The organism is Paenibacillus sp. FSL R10-2771 (genome assembly GCF_038000205.1).
GTDB classification, from domain to species: domain Bacteria; phylum Bacillota; class Bacilli; order Paenibacillales; family Paenibacillaceae; genus Paenibacillus_AQ; species Paenibacillus_AQ phytohabitans.
In genome coordinates, this window is the sequence record NZ_JBBOBM010000001.1 from 2,823,531 (window position 1) to 2,840,159 (window position 16,629).

The 16,629-nt window shown below is 52.2% G+C and carries 18 protein-coding genes; 16 read left to right on the forward strand and 2 right to left on the reverse strand.

Annotated elements, in window-relative coordinates:
- Positions 1-135: 135 nt before the first annotated feature.
- A complete protein-coding gene (locus NSU14_RS12290; protein ID WP_042137880.1) occupies positions 136-693 on the forward strand; it encodes a hypothetical protein in 558 nt (185 codons plus the stop codon).
- Positions 694-779: 86 nt separating this feature from the next.
- Here the strand turns inward: NSU14_RS12290 and NSU14_RS12295 are convergent, their stop codons facing one another.
- Together NSU14_RS12295 and lexA are read right to left on the reverse strand one after the other, a co-directional pair.
- Complete coding sequence (locus NSU14_RS12295; RefSeq protein WP_039299202.1) at positions 780-1,118, reverse strand: L,D-transpeptidase; 339 nt, start codon at positions 1,116-1,118, stop codon at positions 780-782.
- Between the two features lie 136 nt (positions 1,119-1,254).
- Positions 1,255-1,881, reverse strand: coding sequence for a transcriptional repressor LexA (gene lexA, locus NSU14_RS12300; protein ID WP_039299199.1), 627 nt, complete (start codon positions 1,879-1,881; stop codon positions 1,255-1,257).
- A gap of 196 nt (positions 1,882-2,077) precedes the next feature.
- Here lexA and NSU14_RS12305 point away from each other — a divergent pair, with 196 nt between their 5' ends.
- From NSU14_RS12305 to NSU14_RS12375, 15 genes are all read left to right on the forward strand, one after another.
- Entirely contained in the window at positions 2,078-2,491 is a 414-nt protein-coding gene (locus NSU14_RS12305) for a LysM peptidoglycan-binding domain-containing protein (protein WP_042137878.1), read from the forward strand.
- Positions 2,492-2,601: 110 nt separating this feature from the next.
- A complete protein-coding gene (locus NSU14_RS12310) occupies positions 2,602-2,811 on the forward strand; it encodes a DUF896 domain-containing protein (protein WP_336101788.1) in 210 nt (69 codons plus the stop codon).
- 47 nt (positions 2,812-2,858) lie between these two features.
- Positions 2,859-3,386, forward strand: coding sequence for a hypothetical protein (locus NSU14_RS12315; RefSeq protein ID WP_042137873.1), 528 nt, complete (start codon positions 2,859-2,861; stop codon positions 3,384-3,386).
- Positions 3,387-3,420: 34 nt separating this feature from the next.
- Positions 3,421-4,206, forward strand: a complete 786-nt coding sequence (locus NSU14_RS12320) for an HAD family hydrolase (RefSeq protein WP_042137871.1) — start codon at positions 3,421-3,423, stop codon at positions 4,204-4,206.
- A gap of 226 nt (positions 4,207-4,432) precedes the next feature.
- On the forward strand, positions 4,433-4,855 hold the full coding sequence (locus NSU14_RS12325; protein WP_042137869.1) for a FixH family protein: 423 nt from the start codon (positions 4,433-4,435) through the stop codon (positions 4,853-4,855).
- A 178-nt stretch (positions 4,856-5,033) separates the two neighbouring features.
- A complete protein-coding gene (gene metH / locus NSU14_RS12330) occupies positions 5,034-8,411 on the forward strand; it encodes a methionine synthase (RefSeq protein ID WP_371916260.1) in 3,378 nt (1,125 codons plus the stop codon).
- Between the two features lie 226 nt (positions 8,412-8,637).
- Complete coding sequence (rnz, locus tag NSU14_RS12335) at positions 8,638-9,588, forward strand: ribonuclease Z (RefSeq protein ID WP_042137866.1); 951 nt, start codon at positions 8,638-8,640, stop codon at positions 9,586-9,588.
- Positions 9,589-9,882: 294 nt separating this feature from the next.
- Complete coding sequence (locus tag NSU14_RS12340) at positions 9,883-10,671, forward strand: TIGR01457 family HAD-type hydrolase (RefSeq protein WP_042137864.1); 789 nt, start codon at positions 9,883-9,885, stop codon at positions 10,669-10,671.
- Between the two features lie 45 nt (positions 10,672-10,716).
- Positions 10,717-11,532 carry an Fpg/Nei family DNA glycosylase gene (locus NSU14_RS12345; protein ID WP_042137862.1) on the forward strand — a complete coding sequence of 272 codons (816 nt, stop codon included), beginning with the start codon at positions 10,717-10,719 and terminating at the stop codon, positions 11,530-11,532.
- A complete protein-coding gene (locus tag NSU14_RS12350; RefSeq protein WP_042137860.1) occupies positions 11,522-12,379 on the forward strand; it encodes a deoxyribonuclease IV in 858 nt (285 codons plus the stop codon). The genes NSU14_RS12345 and NSU14_RS12350 overlap by 11 nt, the downstream gene beginning before the upstream one ends.
- Positions 12,379-12,720: a cyclic-phosphate processing receiver domain-containing protein gene (locus NSU14_RS12355; protein WP_305954186.1), complete on the forward strand. Its 342-nt coding sequence runs from the start codon at positions 12,379-12,381 to the stop codon at positions 12,718-12,720. The genes NSU14_RS12350 and NSU14_RS12355 overlap by 1 nt, the downstream gene beginning before the upstream one ends.
- Positions 12,717-13,040, forward strand: coding sequence for a thioredoxin family protein (locus NSU14_RS12360; RefSeq protein WP_042137858.1), 324 nt, complete (start codon positions 12,717-12,719; stop codon positions 13,038-13,040). Before NSU14_RS12355 ends, NSU14_RS12360 begins: the two co-directional genes overlap by 4 nt.
- A complete protein-coding gene (locus NSU14_RS12365; protein WP_042137857.1) occupies positions 13,040-13,822 on the forward strand; it encodes an ABC transporter ATP-binding protein in 783 nt (260 codons plus the stop codon). The genes NSU14_RS12360 and NSU14_RS12365 overlap by 1 nt, the downstream gene beginning before the upstream one ends.
- Complete coding sequence (locus tag NSU14_RS12370; RefSeq protein WP_083705283.1) at positions 13,819-14,886, forward strand: SAM-dependent methyltransferase; 1,068 nt, start codon at positions 13,819-13,821, stop codon at positions 14,884-14,886. The genes NSU14_RS12365 and NSU14_RS12370 overlap by 4 nt, the downstream gene beginning before the upstream one ends.
- 117 nt (positions 14,887-15,003) lie before the next feature.
- Positions 15,004-16,530, forward strand: a complete 1,527-nt coding sequence (locus NSU14_RS12375) for a serine/threonine protein kinase (RefSeq protein ID WP_340945041.1) — start codon at positions 15,004-15,006, stop codon at positions 16,528-16,530.
- Positions 16,531-16,629: the final 99 nt, after the last annotated feature.

Genomic DNA, 16,629 nt, shown 5'->3' on the forward strand with positions numbered 1-16,629 from the left:
TGGCGTGCGATTGAGACTGTGGGAGGCTCAGAGTATAATTAATCGATGAAGAGTATGAGGCTTGAGGAACAGCTACATATCAGGATAACATGGTGAACAAGCTGCACAAGAGCTTGATACAGGAAGGTGTGAAGAATGGACGATCAATTACGCCAGCGTTTGGGACTGCCGGAAATACAGGATAGTACACTGTCTGTTAACGCAGATCCGGTGATGGAAGAAAGTTCAAAATGGGATGCAGCCGGATCCACCGTGCTGAATGTCTCCAGAGAAGATGTGGAGAAGGGACGGCTGGAGAGCTATTTGCGTGAATTTAAGAAATATGAGAAGAAGCGGCTACGGGGCAAAATCATAATTATATTCAATGGGTATGAGCAGGATCGCCGGGAAGTCTATCAGGTTCGGGAGATTACGAACTGGGTTGACCGTCTGCTCAAGAACGTGCCTCATCTGTTCTATTTCCTCAGCAGAGACAATTACGCGATGCGGATTGCGTTCTTTTGTCTGTCTGAGGTGGTGGGCCGCTCCGGGATGGAAGTGTCCATCACCAAAGAGCAGGGACGCAGGCTGATCGAGAAAGTTACCAAGAGTGCATTGGTCTACGCCAAAAAAAGCAAAGACTCACCTGCGGAACAGTGGAGTCTGGCTGAATATATTCTGGACGAGCTTGGTTATGAGCAAACTGTGCAATAATGCTGTGAAGAACCCCTTTGGTCAAAACCCGTCAGAGGGGTTCTTGTGTTCAATATAGAAATTTATAGGCGGCTGCATGACTGTAGCTACTCCCTGATGGTTACACGGGTGCCAATGGGAATGATAGCAGCCAACGCGACCACATCCTGGTTATACATGCGGATACAGCCGTGGGAGACCATGTGGCCGATGGAGGAAGGGTCATTGGTTCCGTGAATTCCATAATGTGGCTTGGACAGGCCCATCCAGAAGGCTCCGAACGGTCCGCCCGGGTTGGGCTGCTTGTTAATGATCGTGTACTCGCCTACCGGCGAGACGGTCAGCATCCGGCCAATGCCGACAGGAAATCCTCTGGTTACGGTGTCATTATCAAGCAGATAAAGCATGCGCTGTGAAAGGTCGACAATAATTCGATAGTTGGGCATGGGATCAGCACTCCTTTGTAACAGGATATGTGCGGATAGCTAAAGCGGTTCGGAGTTTGGGCAAGCGTAACAGGATCTAAAGAGGAAAAAGGCTGCTTCGCGTGATGCGGAGCAGCCTGATTATGGAGGAGAAAGATTAATGGATATCGCGGAATAATCCAATGACTCTGCCCAAAATAGTAACGCGGTTAAGGCGGAGAGGCTCGTAAGCCGGGTTCTCCGGCTGCAGCCGGATATGATCACGTTCTTTGTAAAAGGTCTTAACGGTTGCTTCATCTTCTTCAGTCATCGCAACAACGATGTCACCATTGTCAGCGGTTTGCTGTTGGCGGACAATAACATAATCGCCGTTCATAATACCGGCATCAACCATGCTGTCGCCGAGTACAGAAAGCATGAATACCTTGTTATCCCCTACGTAATGAGTAGGAAGCGGGAAGTAATCCTCAATATTCTCTGTAGCGGTAATAGGAACACCAGCAGTAACCTTGCCAATTACAGGGATACGGGTAACCGTCTGGACGAATTGATGTACATTCTCTGAATCTTCCTGGCCGAGCAGTTCAATTGCACGCGGCTTCGTAGGATCGCGCCGGATCAGGCCTTTCTTCTCAAGCCGGTCCAGATGACCGTGCACTGTAGAACTGGAGGCCAGGCCAACAGCTTCGCCAATTTCCCGAACGGACGGAGGATAACCCTTGCTGCGGACTTCGTTACGTATAAATTCCAGGATCGCCAGCTGGCGACTCGAAATCTTTGACATCGGAATCAACCCCATATACTATGTTTGGGAAAATTATAACATAGAACTGCCGTTCGTACAAACATAAGTTCTAAATTGTGAGAATTATAGCCTGAAAAATAAAGGGAACAGTTGTTCGAAAAAACTATTGATCAAAACACATGTTCGTGTTATATTATTTTCGAAAGTAAGAACAAGTGTTTGGAGGACGATATTTATGTTAAAATACAGTACCTACAATAGTATCTACAATGAGGATATCAAGGTGTCCGCTCCCGGTAATCCATTACCCCATAATCCATTGGCACAATTCAGAGACAAGACCCTTCGCCTGCTGTCTGTACTTACCTCAATATTCCGCCAGGTCAGCTTTATCAAGATATCTCTGATACTATTACTCACGATCTCCGGATTTACAGTAGTCGGTAATGTGTTCGCTGGTTCTGTCACTTTAATGAAGCCTGAGAAACGGATCGTAGTTGAACGCGGAGACACCTTGTGGAGCATTGCCCTCAAGAATAAACCGGATGATATGAGGACTGCTGTATATATAGAAGGAATCAAGAAGTCAAATGGTCTGAAGGACAGTGGAATTAAGGCAGGAGATATACTGTCCGTGCCGGTATATTAACCGGAAGAAGCATAATGGTGTTCGACTAAGAGAGCTTTCAGGGGGTAGACCTTGACAAGCTCTTTTTCTCATGGCAAAGTTAGAATGAATTTATAGGGGAGGGGAAAGTATTGAATATTGACGAATTGGTCGCACGCATCAATGAATTGGCACGCAAACATAAGGAAAGCGGCCTGAATGAGGAAGAATTGGCAGAACGCGCCAAACTCCGCGAGATTTATCTGGGCAATATCCGCAGCAATTTCCGGGCCCAGCTTGATACCATTGAGATTGTGGATAATCCGGAGCATGAAGAAGGCAACGACGGACGTAAAGCTTAGTCTGCGGCCTTTTCATAGATAATACAGGATGACTAGGGGGAACTAACATGGCCCGTTCTTGGGAAAGAATGGTTCAACGCAACACCAAGCAAATCAATCAGCAAAGAAAGAAGCAGGGAAAAGAGACGATTTATGCAACGAGCTCTAAAGCTGCTGCAAAGAGCACCGATATTTTCAAAGGCCGGAATATTGTATTCCCTGTCGTATTGCTGTTGCTTGGCATTATGTTCTGGGTAGTCGGTTCCATTGATGAAGCGAAAGGAAGCGGAATACTGGCTAACTGGCTGGGGGTAGTACTGTACTTCCTGCTTGCCGCGCTGCTATTCTTCCGCCGTCCGTTCCTTAAGGTGGAACGCGCCCGTCTGTCTACTATTAAATACAACCGTGAACGCTTTTTGCCAGCAGCTGAAATCGAGAAGATTACCTTGTCGCGCAGTGTAGTTACCATTAAGTATAAAGGCAAGCGCAAGCAGTGGATTTTCTCCAAGCTGATCAACCGGTATGATACCGCCGCTATGGCTGCACGCCTGGAACAATTCGGCAAGAACAACAACATTGAAGTAGTGCACGAATAGTAAGATAGACCAGCATAGGGAGTGGGAGAACGAAATGCCGATTACCGCCGTACTATTTGACCTTGACGATACACTGCTATGGGATGATCGAAGTGTGGAAGAAGCATTCCGCTACGCCTCTGAGGCTGCAGGGGATTCTGTTGATCCGCAGGAGCTTGAACAGGCGGTGCGCAGAGAAGCGCGTGCGCTTTATGAGTCTTACGAGACTTTTCCGTTCACGAAGCTGATCGGGATTAATCCTTTTGAGGCACTATGGGCTAACTTCACAGCTGGAGACCAGCCGGAATTCCGGCAGCTGGAACAGCTTGCTCCGGCCTACCGCACCGAATCCTGGCGCCGCGGCCTTGCCTCTCTTGGAGTGGACGATGAAGCGCTGGCGGAACGCCTCGCGGCCAAGTTCGCCGCTGAGCGCCGCAGCCGTCCTTATATATATGAAGAGACGCTTCAGGTGCTGGATGAGCTGCGCGGCAAGGTGAAGCTGCTGCTGTTGACGAATGGCTGTCCTGCACTTCAGCAGGAGAAGCTTGATGGTGTACCTGAGCTTATTCCGTATTTTGACCATATTGTCATTTCTGGAAGCTTCGGTAAAGGGAAACCGGACAAGACAATCTTCGAGCATGCCCTCGGACTGCTGGATATTACGCCTGAGCAGGGGGTCATGGTCGGAGATAAGCTTACGACTGATATTCTCGGAGGATTGGCCGCAGGTCTAACGACGGTCTGGATCAACCGGACGGCCAAGACTCCTGACCCGGACATTACTCCGGATTATCAGATCAGCCATCTTTCGGAGCTTCTGCCATTGGTACACTCCCTATAACTGAATTAGATGAAGCCGGTATCCTTATAGGATATTGGCTTTTTTGATATCCCTGCGAGGATTTGGACAAATGTAGTTCATGTATATGACTATTCTCATGTGATAGGGCGGTTAACGAAGCTTATTTCCGACAAGTTGAATAAAATGTGTATAATAAGGAAGAAAGCAATCTGACTTTCGTTGTTAACATGAAGATGAATCTATCGATGAACCGGGAGGGCTCCAGATGATTAAGCCAAAGATACTTAGAGGTCTCATTTGCATTGTCATGGGTATGACGCTTGCCGGCTGTTCAGGGAATAATGAAGAGGATATGTATATGCATGCAGCTGCTGATTCCTCAATGGTACCTATCAAGGTAGAGCTAAGCTGGAGTCCGGAGGAAATATCCGTTAACGACAAGGTGATTTTTAAAGCAGTCATTAGTCAGGACGGAGAAGTTGTTGAGGACGCCAAAGAAGTGATCTTCGAAATTGTAGATAATGCAGAGCCAGGCAAGAGCACTCAGCTGAAAGGGGCAAGTGACGGAGAAGGAGCTTATATAAGTGAACGTACATTTGAGCAAGCCGGCAGCTATACGGTCACTTCCCATGTGACTGCCCGGACGCAGCACTCTATGCCGTCTAAAGAACTCACGGTACAGCCATGATGAGCTTGTAAGCTGTAGCTATACTGTCAATACAAATAATGCAGGGTGGAAAGGAAGGCTTTCCGAATTCCCTTTATTCTGCTAAACTTACTCTAATGTTTTACTGGGGGGATTGAAAGTGGCCAAATTCACACTTGCAGAAAGCTTGCAGCAACGCATATTGATACTAGACGGAGCCATGGGCACAATGATTCAACAGGTGCCGCTTACCGGCGAGGATTTCGGCGGGGATGAGCTGGATGGCTGTAATGAAATGCTGGTGCTTACCCGGCCGGAGGTGATTCAGGATATTCATGAGAAATACCTGGAAGCCGGTGCGGATCTGATTGAGACTAACACATTCGGCGCCACCTCTGTGGTGCTTGCAGAATATGATATCCCGCAGCGGGCCCGGGAGATTAACCTGGAGGCTGCCAGACTTGCGCGTAATGCCGCAGATAAATACGATACACCTGAGCGCCCAAGGTACGTTATAGGGGCAATGGGACCGACAACCAAGACACTCTCTGTAACCGGAGGAGTAACATTCCAGGAGCTTGTGGACAGCTATGAGGAGCAGGCGGTCGCGTTGATCGATGGCAAGGTAGATGCCCTGCTGCTGGAGACTTCCCAAGACACGCTGAATGTGAAGGCCGGAAGTATAGGCATCCACAATGCCTTCGAGAAAAGCGGAATTACACTGCCGGTGATGATCTCAGGTACCATCGAACCGATGGGGACTACGCTTGCGGGGCAGAACATCGAGGCCTTCTACATTTCGCTGGAGCATCTTAAGCCGATCTCTGTCGGATTAAACTGTGCGACCGGACCGGAATTCATGCGCGATCATATCCGTTCGCTGTCGGCCATTTCTTCAGCAGCGGTAAGCTGCTATCCGAATGCCGGGCTTCCGGACGAGAACGGCAACTACCATGAATCTCCGGATTCACTTGCCCGCAAGCTGGCCGGCTTCGCCGAGAAGGGCTGGCTGAACATTGCCGGCGGCTGCTGCGGCACAACCCCGGATCATATCCGGGCGATGGCCGAAGCCCTGTCGGCATATCCGCCGCGCGGGCTGGATGGCATTCATCCGCCGGCACTCTCCGGCATAGAGCCCGTGTACATTGAGAGCGATAACCGTCCTTACATGGTCGGTGAACGGACCAACGTGCTGGGATCTCGGAAGTTCAAGCGGCTGATTGTCGAAGGCAAGTATGAGGAAGCTTCAGAGATTGCCCGCGCACAGGTGAAGAGCGGAGCGCAGGTCATTGACGTCTGCGTGCAAGACCCTGACCGTGATGAGACAGAGGATATCAAACGTTTCCTCGAGCTGGTAGTGAAGAAGGTCAAAGTCCCGCTGATGATCGATACCACCGATCCGAAGGTGATTGATCTGGCCTTACAATATTGCCAGGGGAAGGCGATTATTAACTCCATTAACCTTGAAGATGGTGAAGAGAAATTCGAGCTAGTGACTCCGCTGATTCATAAATACGGTGCTGCGATCGTTGTGGGCACAATTGATGAAACCGGGCAGGCGATTCTCGCTAAGGACAAGCTGGAGGTTGCCAGACGTTCATACGATCTGCTGGTGAACAAATACGGGCTGGCCGCTGAAGATCTGATCTTTGATACCCTTGTATTTCCTGTCGGAACAGGTGACGAGCAATATATCGGTTCTGCGAAAGAGACGATTGACGGTATCCGCCTGATCAAGGAAGCTCTGCCTTCCGTTCATACAATTCTGGGCATAAGCAATGTATCTTTTGGGCTGCCGGAAGCGGGCCGTGAAGTGCTAAACTCAGTGTTTCTCTATGAGTGCACCAAAGCCGGGCTGGATTATGCAATTGTGAATACCGAAAAGGTGGAGCGTTATGCCTCCATTCCGGAAGAAGAACGCAAGCTTGCCGAACAGCTGATTTATAATACGAATGACGATACTTTGTCTGCGTTCGTAGCGGCTTTCCGGGAGAAGAAGGTCGAGAAGAAAGAGAAGATCTCCAATCTCTCGCTGGAAGAACGTCTCGCCTCGTATGTCGTTGAAGGAACCAAGGAAGGGCTCATTCCTGACCTGGACGAAGCCCTGAAGTTATCCGGTCCGCTTGAGATTATTAATGGTCCGCTGATGGCGGGGATGTCGGAAGTCGGCAGATTGTTCAACAACAATGAATTGATTGTTGCTGAAGTGCTGCAAAGCGCTGAAGTGATGAAGGCCTCGGTCGGTCATCTGGAGCAGTTTATGAAGAAGGATGAGACCTCGGTTAAAGGAAGAATAATGCTCGCAACCGTTAAGGGCGATGTGCATGATATCGGCAAAAACCTTGTGGAGATTATCCTCTCCAATAATGGTTACGAGATCGTCAATCTGGGGATAAAGGTTCCGCCAGAGAATATAATTGAAGCCTTCCGCAAGGAAAAAGCTGACGCCATCGGATTATCCGGCCTCCTGGTGAAGTCGGCGCAGCAGATGGTACTGACGGCGCAGGATCTGCGCGCTGCCGGTATCGATGTGCCGATTATGGTCGGCGGTGCGGCATTAACCCGCAAGTTCACCAAGACCCGTATCCGCCCTGAATATGACGGCCTGGTACTATACGCCAAGGATGCCATGGACGGCCTGGATATCGCCAACCGGCTGATGAATCCGCTGGAGCGGGGCAAGATTGAGGAAGAGGTACGCCAAGAGGCAGAGGCTGCCGTTGCTGTAGCTCCTCAGCAGCCGCTTCCCGAGCTGACGCGTGCCGTCCGCTCCAAGATTTCAGCCGATGCCCCTGTGTTTTCCCCGCCGGATCTGGAACGTCATGTCCTGCGAAATTATCCGCTTGGACATATTATTCCTTATGTGAACATGCAGATGCTGCTCGGTCATCATCTGGGGCTGCGTGGTTCCGTGGAAGCGCAGCTGGCAGCGGGAGATGCGCGTACAGTGGAATTGAAAGAAACCGTAGACGATATTCTGCATCAGGCGATGCTGGAAGGTACCATTGTTCCACATGCCATGTATCAGTTCTTCCCGGCCCAGTCGAGCGGGAATGATATCCTGATCTATGACCCGCAGAATGCTGCCAATGTGCTGCATACCTTTACCTTCCCGCGGCAAAACGTTGAGCCGTATCTCTGCCTCGCCGACTTCCTGAAGCCGGTGGACAGCGGGGTTATGGATTACGTCGGGTTCCTGGTCGTAACCGCCGGCCATGGTGTACGTGAATTGTCCACGGAGCTTAAGGACCGGGGAGATTATCTCCGTTCCCATGCCCTGCAGGCAGTAGCGCTGGAGGTGGCAGAAGGCCTGGCTGAACGCGTTCACCATATGATGCGGGATACCTGGGGGTTCCCGGACCCGGCGGATATGACGATGAAGCAGAGACACGGGGCGCGTTATCAGGGAATCCGTGTATCCTTTGGCTACCCGGCTTGCCCGGATCTGGAGGATCAAGGGCCGTTATTCAAGCTGCTGTCCCCGGAGGATATCGGAGTTCACCTTACCGAAGGCTTCATGATGGAGCCGGAGGCTTCGGTATCGGCTATGGTATTTGCACATCCTGAAGCGCAGTATTTCAATGTGGAGAAGCTGTAAAGTGCCCTGATTGATCATCACCCGTCAGAAGGGCCTGTGCCCGTCATAGCGGAACCTCCCGTCACCGGGAGGTTTTTTGCTGGGATTATAAGAGTTTATATGTAACGTATCCAGCTGATTCCGCTTGAAAGATGCTTTCAGCGCCAAAACAGAGTAGAATTCTTTTCATAAGAACCGGCATGATAAAAATAAGGTGAGAAGTACAAGAGAAGAGAGGAGGGGCATAATGGAAATTTATTTCTTGGGAACAAATGCCGGGGTACCGACACTGCAGCGGAATGTAACCTCAATCGCCCTCAGGCTGCTTGAAGAACGGCGTACGTTCTGGATGTTCGATTGCGGAGAAGGGACGCAGCATCAGGTTCTCCGTTCACCGCTGCGGCTGGGCAAGCTGGAGAAGCTGTTTATCACCCATTTGCATGGTGACCACTTGTTCGGCCTTCCGGGGCTGCTGTCGAGCCGTGGCTATCAGGGCGGTACATCACCGCTTACAGTGTATGGACCCCCGGGGATCAAAGCTTATCTGGATATTTCACTGTCCGCAAGCCAGTCGCGAATCCCTTACAAGCTTGAGATTATCGAGCACTGCGGCGGGCTTGTATTTGAGGATGACACGTTCAAGGTTGAGTCGGGACTGCTGGAGCATAGAATTGACAGCTATGGGTACCGGGTAACGGAGAAAGACAGTCCGGGCAACCTCGATGCAGAGCTGCTTAAGAGTTACGGGCTGAAGCCGGGACCGCTGTACGGCAAGCTGAAGAGAGGCGAAGATATTACAACTGAAGACGGGACTGTAATCCGGGCAGCGGATGTGATCCATGCGCCGAAACGCGGCCGTATTGTTACTATTCTGGGCGATACCCGTCCTTGCGAGGGAACACTGCCGCTGGCACAGGATGCTGATCTGATCATTCATGAGGCTACCTTTGCTCATGACCTGGCGGATATGGCCTACCAGTATCATCACAGTACAGCCCGGCAAGCTGCGGAGCTGGCACGTGAGGCAGGCGGGCGTGAACTGCTGCTGACCCACTTCAGCTCGCGGTACAGCTCACAGGAGGAGCTGATTCCACTCCTGGAAGAGGCGCAGGCCATCTTCCCGAATACACTGCTGGCGGAGGAATTCTGCACCTTCCCGGTCCACCGGAGAGCCGCGGGAAATGCCCCCGGGGAATGAATTATTTTCCGGGAAAGCGCAGGAAATGACAGGGCTGTGCCATAAAAAGCCTGCCGGTACTGCGGTTCGCTATCGTTCGACGAAGTATGTTAAATTTTAAATAGTTGGAGAGCTTTAAGCGTACGAAGCAGTAGAGAAATTGGCGAAACGGAGTAGCGGAAAAGCTAGGATACCATTAAAAAACTTAATAACAGTGGGCTATAGCGGGAAATGGTTAGAAAATTGCGAAAATATTTTATAGCATTAACAATTAATGCGATGAATTAAATAAACGGGACTCAAACAGGGGGTATTATGAACAATATAGGTGGTTTGTTAATTGATCTGGACGGAACCTTGTATCACGGCGGCCGGATGATTCCGGATGCAGATCGGTTGATAGCAGCGCTGCGTAGAGCGGCTGTACCGTTCCTGTTTGTCACGAATAACTCTTCACGCACAGCAGCAAGTGTTGCTGCTCATCTGCGCGGGATGGGAATTGACGCGAATCCGGAAGAGGTCTGCACCTCATCGCTTGCTGCGGCACGCTACATTGCTGAGGAATCACCGGAAGCAACCGTGGCGATACTTGGAGAAGAGGGACTGGTGCAGGCCTGCGCCGAGGCGGGGTTGACCCTGGTCACGGAGAATCCGCAATATGTTGTCCAGGGCATCGACCGTTCTTTTACATATGAATCGCTGGCCCGGGCCTCGCGCTGGATCCGGGAAGGAGCCAGGTTTGTGCTGACCAACCCGGACCTGATGCTCCCCTCCGATGACGGGGTGATGCCCGGCGCCGGAACCCTTGGAGCTGCAATTGAAGCAGCCAGCGGAGTGTCACCTGTAGTAATCGGCAAACCGGAATCCCATCTGATTACCTATGCGACAACATTGCTGGGGATCACACCTGAGGAAGCGGTTGTAGTCGGAGATAACATGCGTACAGACATTTCTGCCGGTGTAAATGCAGGGTGCCGCACGATACTGGTGCTGACGGGTCTGACCACACGCGATAATCTGGAGCACTACCAGACTGTTACAGGAGTTAAGCCGGATGAAATTTGTGCTGATTTAGCTGAACTAATGGTACTGCTCGGTGTATAATGACAAAGGTATGCCTTTTACCAACCTGGAAGGGAAGATGACAATATGCCGGAATTGCCGGAAATGGAGAATTACAGAAAGCTGCTGAGCCAGCATTTAATAAATGTTCCAATTACGGGGGTAACCGTTAACAGAGAAAAAACAATCAATATGGAGACCGCGGATTTCGTGAACGGACTGGTTGGGGCGCGTGTTGTGTTCGTAGAGCGCCGTGCCAAGCATATCCTTTTCCATCTGCATGACGGCAGAAGACTGCTGCTTCATCTGATGCTGGGCGGACTTTTGTTCTATGGGACAGAGGAAGAGCGTCCGGACCGGACTACTCAGGTTGAACTGGCTTTTGGAGAGCATATCCTTTATTTCATGGGCCTGCGCCTGGGTTATCTGCATCTCCTGTCTGTTAAGGAAAGTGAAGCGGCAATGGGTAAGCTTGGACCGGAGCTGCTGGACCGGAGGATGACGGCTGAACGCTTCGCCGCTCTGCTCAAAGGACGCCGCGGTGCGCTGAAGAGTCTGCTGGTCAACCAGCATGTTATGGCTGGAATCGGCAATTGTTATGCCGACGAGATTGCCTTTGAAGCAAGACTTCTGCCGTCTACGCTCGTTCAGAATCTGTCACCGGAGGCAGTAACCCGGCTGTATGACAGTGTGCGCAAGGTACTGACGGAGGCAACCGAGATTGGCGGTTATATGGAAATGCCGTTCATGACCGGAGATACGGTTACCGGTTCTTACAACAATGCTTGTAAAGTGTATGACCGCGGCGGCGAACCCTGCCTGCGCGGCGGGGGAACGATTATCAAGACAGAGCAGTCCGGACGCAAGGTATTTTATTGCCCGGATTGTCAGCATGACGCTTAATCCCGGTATAGGGGCACATGTCAGCATACGCGGCGGATACGGGCAGGCTGCCCGGTTCGCCAGGGAGAGCGGCGCGTCATGTTTCCAATATTTCCCGAAGAATCCGCGCAGTCTGAAGCTTAAGCCGGTTGACTACCGGGATGCCCGCAGCTGTGCCAGTTATTGCCGGGAACAGGGGATGGTCTCCATAGCCCATACCCCTTATCCGACTAATCTGGCTGCAGATTCCGCAGGCAGAGCCGTTATGGCTGCTTCGCTGCGCAATGATCTGGAGATCGCCGAGGCTTGCGGATCCCTGGGCATTGTGGTGCATTTTGGCCATTTTGCCGGAATGGAGCCATTACAAGGCTATCAAAATATTATACAATGTATAAATGACACCCTGTCAGGATGGGAAGGCCAGACAAAGCTGCTGATTGAGAACATGGCAGGCAATCACGGCCATGAAGGCATGACGCTGGAAGAGCTGGTTAAAGTCCGTGAACTGAGCCGCTATCCGGAGAAAATCGGCTTCTGCTTCGATACCTGTCATGCCTTTGCATCAGGGATTTGGAATCCGCAGCATACGGATGAGCTGCTGCAGAGGGGGCAAGCACTTGGTTACTGGCCGCATCTTGCTGCCGTACATCTGAACGACTCCCAGTTCCCCTGCGGCTCGAGGCGGGACAGACATGCTCAGATCGGGCAAGGCCATATTGGAGTTAAGGCGCTGAGAGAACTGCTGACTTCTGCTCCTCTGCGCAAGGTGGCAGCGATTGCGATGGAAACGGAAAAAGGGCCTGACGGCACTCACAGGGCGGAAATTGCTGTAGTCAGGCATTGGTTTGAAGCGGAGGATGAATCGTGATGAATATATATATGGACGATATGAGAAGACGGCCTTCCGGTTTTGCGCTGGCCAGAACCACCGGAGAGTGTCTGCTGATGCTGCGCAGCGGCCCGGTTGATATTCTGTCGCTTGATTATGATATGGGCCCGGACGATTTCTGCGGCGGTGAAGTGGTCAAAAGGATGGTGCTCGAAGGATTATTCCCGCGGGAAATCTATCTGCACACCTCCAGCCTTGAGGCGCGCAAGGAAATGTACGAAATCTTGTATCCGGCCGTGCCTGCCGGCACACAGCTGCACAATGGCCCGCTTGGGCTGGAGAGGCTGCAGGAAATTGCTGCAGGAGCGGCGGCTGGATGAAGGATATGAATCAGGAAGAGCTGATGGAGCTGCTCGGAAGGCCGGGAGAACCTCTTGCAGTGTTCTTGTATACCCCGCTGTGCGGGACCTGCAAGGCCGCACGTCGTATGCTGGAGGTTGCGCAGCATCTGCTGCCGCCCGGACTTCTGATTGCTGAGGGCAACGTAAATATGCTGCCCGGACTTATTAATACGTACCGTATATCCAGTGTGCCTGCACTGATGGTAGTGCCGGCGGACCGCCGCGCTGAACCGGAAATCTTTTATTCAATGGGCTCGGTAGAACGGGTACTGGATTACATAAGGAGAGTGACCTCATAATGATATCTTTACAACATCTTTCCCTGCGCAGGGAACAAAGCCTGATTCTTGATGATGTATCTCTGGAAATGAAGCAAGGCGAGAACTGGGTAATTCTCGGGCGTAACGGCTCCGGTAAAACCACCTTGCTGGAAATGATGACCGGTTACCTGTTTCCAAGCAAGGGTTCCGTTGAAGTGCTGGGCTACAAATTCGGCCAGTGTGATGTACGTGAGGTGCGCAAGGAAATCGGCTATATTGGTCCGTCCCTGATGGAAAAGCTCTCGCTCAGCGATCCCGTATGGGAAGTCGTCGCAACTGGCGCTTATGCCTACTTGCGCTTCTATCAGGCAATCCCGCAAAGTGTGCAGGATCAGGCGCTGAAGCTGCTGGAGGATATGAATCTCAGCGAACTGGCGTACCATCCTTTTGGTACCCTGTCCCAGGGGGAACGCAAGAAAGCGATGCTGGCACGCTGCCTGATAGCCGAGCCCAAGCTGCTGATCATGGACGAGCCTTGCGCCGGCCTTGATCTCTACGAGCGTGAGAAGATGCTGGCCGAGATCGACAAGCTGAAGCAGCGCAATGTTGCTGTAGTGTATGTAACGCATCATGTAGAGGAGATTGTACCTCTCTTCACCCATGTAGCGCTGATCCGTGACGGGAAGCTGGCGGGAGCCGGCCCCAAGGAAGAAGTGCTGACTAGGGAAATGCTGATGGACACTTTCGATATACCTGTTGATGTTGAATGGGATAGCGGCCGTCCCTGGATAAAAATAAGACCTGGAGGCACATCGATTTGAATGATTTTACGCAAGAACCCCTCGAGCCAAATCTGGCTCCTGATGAGAAAATAATTTCAAGATACATCTGCACCGCGAATCACGGCTTTGCTCCCTATGCACAAGAGGAGCTGCGCCGCCTGTTCGGAGCAGTGAAAAGTACTTTGCTGCTGCCGGGTGAAGTGTTCCTGGCAACGCTGGAGGCAGAGCCTGAAGAGGTATCGCGGATGCTGGCACAGAACCTGCCGATCTTCCTGCGCCATATCCAGCCGGTGCAGTTCCAGGACACAGGCGATATGTCTGCTATGGACAGGCTGGCCGTATACTTAAGCCGGCGGACAGAGCTGGAGGGTGAGAAGGTCTCGCTGCATGTCCGCAAGGGCAGCACGTCCTTCTGGGAAGACAGCCCGGGAGAGCTGCGGGAGTGGCTGCAGGGCCGGCTTGACAGTCTGGGTGCAGAATTCACCGTACAGAAGCCGGCATGGGTGGTGTCCGTATATGCAGATGGAGAAGCCCTGTATGCCGGTGTATCCCGGCCGGAAGAGAATCTCTCCAGCTGGAACGGCGGGATGATCCGCTTCCGCAAGGAGGACGGGCAGATCTCACGGGCTAAATTCAAGCTGATGGAGGCGGAGAAGGAATTCGCCATTCCGTTCTACAGCTTCAAGAATGCGGTGGATATCGGCGCTTCCCCGGGCGGCTGGACCTCGTTCCTGCTGGAACGCGGCCTTAAGGTAACCGCTGTGGATCCGGCCCTGATGCATGAATCGCTGCGTAATTATCCCGGACTCAAGATTCTGCGTAAAAATGCCGGGGAGGTCAAATTCCGCGAGAATGAATTTGATCTGCTGGTCTGCGATATGAGCTGGAGTCCCAAGCTGATGGCGAAGCTGGTTACCGGACTGCTCCATAGTCTGACCCCGGGCGGTACAGCCATTGTCACGGTGAAGCTGATGCATAAGAAGCCGCTGGCGATGATCAAAGAGATTATTGCCATGTTCGAAGGTGAACGGATGCAGATTCAGCGTGCGAAGCAGCTGTTCCACAACCGCGATGAAATTACACTTTATATGATTAAATATTAATTAGGTTCATGGATAAAGGGAAAGCATCCCGCTATCTGCACCGCCGGCTTCATGCCGGTACCAGGTGCTGACGGCGGATGCTTTCCCTTTTTTGTGTGACAATAAGGAGGAAAAAAGATGAATGTAGCGGGCAAGCTGACAACCGGACAAATCCTTGGAGGACGTTACAGTATTACCGGACTTATCGGTGCAGGAGGAATGAGCCGTGTATATCTGGCAGAGGATTTGCGGCTGCCGGGAAAGATATGGGCGGTAAAGGAAAGTGTGATACTGGAAGGGGGCGGGCATCGAATTGGAGCCATCCAGGCAGAAGCAGAGCTGCTGATCTCACTGAATCATCCTAAGCTGCCCAGGGTTGGCGATTTCTTCCCGCCGGACCATGACGGCTATAGTTATCTGGTGATGGATTACATTGAAGGGGTAACCCTGCATCAATCCATGATTGAGCATCCGGCAGCCCTTACGGGAGGGCGGATTATCAGCTATGCCAGGCAGCTGCTGGAGGTCCTGCAATACCTGCACAGTCATCATCCGCCGATCGTATACCGTGACCTGAAGCCCTCCAATATTATGCTGACCGGGCCTCATGAGCTGCGGCTAATTGATTTCGGTATTGCGCGTAAGCTGAGAACCGGATCTGATGAAGACACGGAGAAGCTGGGAACCGCCGGCTTCGCTGCCCCGGAGCAATATGGCAGTGCACAGAGCAGTCCTCTGTCTGACCTGTACGGGCTGGGTGCGCTGCTGCTGTACATGGCTTCCGGCGGACAATTCAGCAGCTGGCAGCCGGGAATGGAACGGAAGCTGCATGGCAGCATTCCGGACCGGTTGATTCCGGTAATACGGCGCCTACTGCGTCATCATCCGGAGGAGCGGTACGGCAGTGCCCAGGAGGTGCTGTCAGCGCTTGAACCGCTTGAAGCCGAAGCCGCAGAGCTGACAGCGCCGGAGCATAAGCCGGATTTACAGGCCGCTTCTGTTAGGCTGCAGTCCCGGCAGACCTTAGTAGTGGCTGTGCTGGGCGTAGCTCCGGGACTGGGGACAACGCATACTTCACTGGCTGTGAGCCATTATTTGTCGCAGACTGGCCACACCGCCTGGGTGGAATGCGCTCCTGAAGCGCAAGTATTTAATCGCATTAAAGGAATGGCAGAAGTGCCTGAAAGAAGTGCCAGCCATGGTGTAGTGCTGCCGGAGCATCCCTTTACCTGGAGCAACGTAGATTTCTGGAAGCTTGCGCCTGCTGACGGACTGCCTCAGCGGACGGGGAAGTCGTATTCCTTCGTGGTTCTGGATCTGGGGACAGGCGGTTACGAAGGGGCGCTGCCCGCCTTCACGGCCAGCGGCAGGCCGGTGCTGGTGGCCTCCGGGGCGGATTGGCGGCTGGAGGATACGCTGCACTGGCTGCGCCGCAGCGGTCTCACCCCTCAGCCGGACTGGCGGATCTGTCTGCCGCTGGCCGGCGGTTCAGCAGCGCTTCTGGCTTCTGCTTTGGGACATGCCAAGGTGTGCAGCCTGCCGCTTCAGCAGGACCCTTTTCAGCCCAAAGGCAAGCTGGGTCAAGCGGTTGGAGAGATGCTTGGACTGGGAACGGACAAACGATTTTCTGCAAAAAACAGTGGAATATTTCAGAAAAAACGTTGAAATCACTACTTTTTCTGCGTGTTTTGCAGGAATTAGGCTTATTTTCTATTTCGGCGCAGGACATAGGTGTGCTAGAATGGAGTGATGTATGTGCTTAAC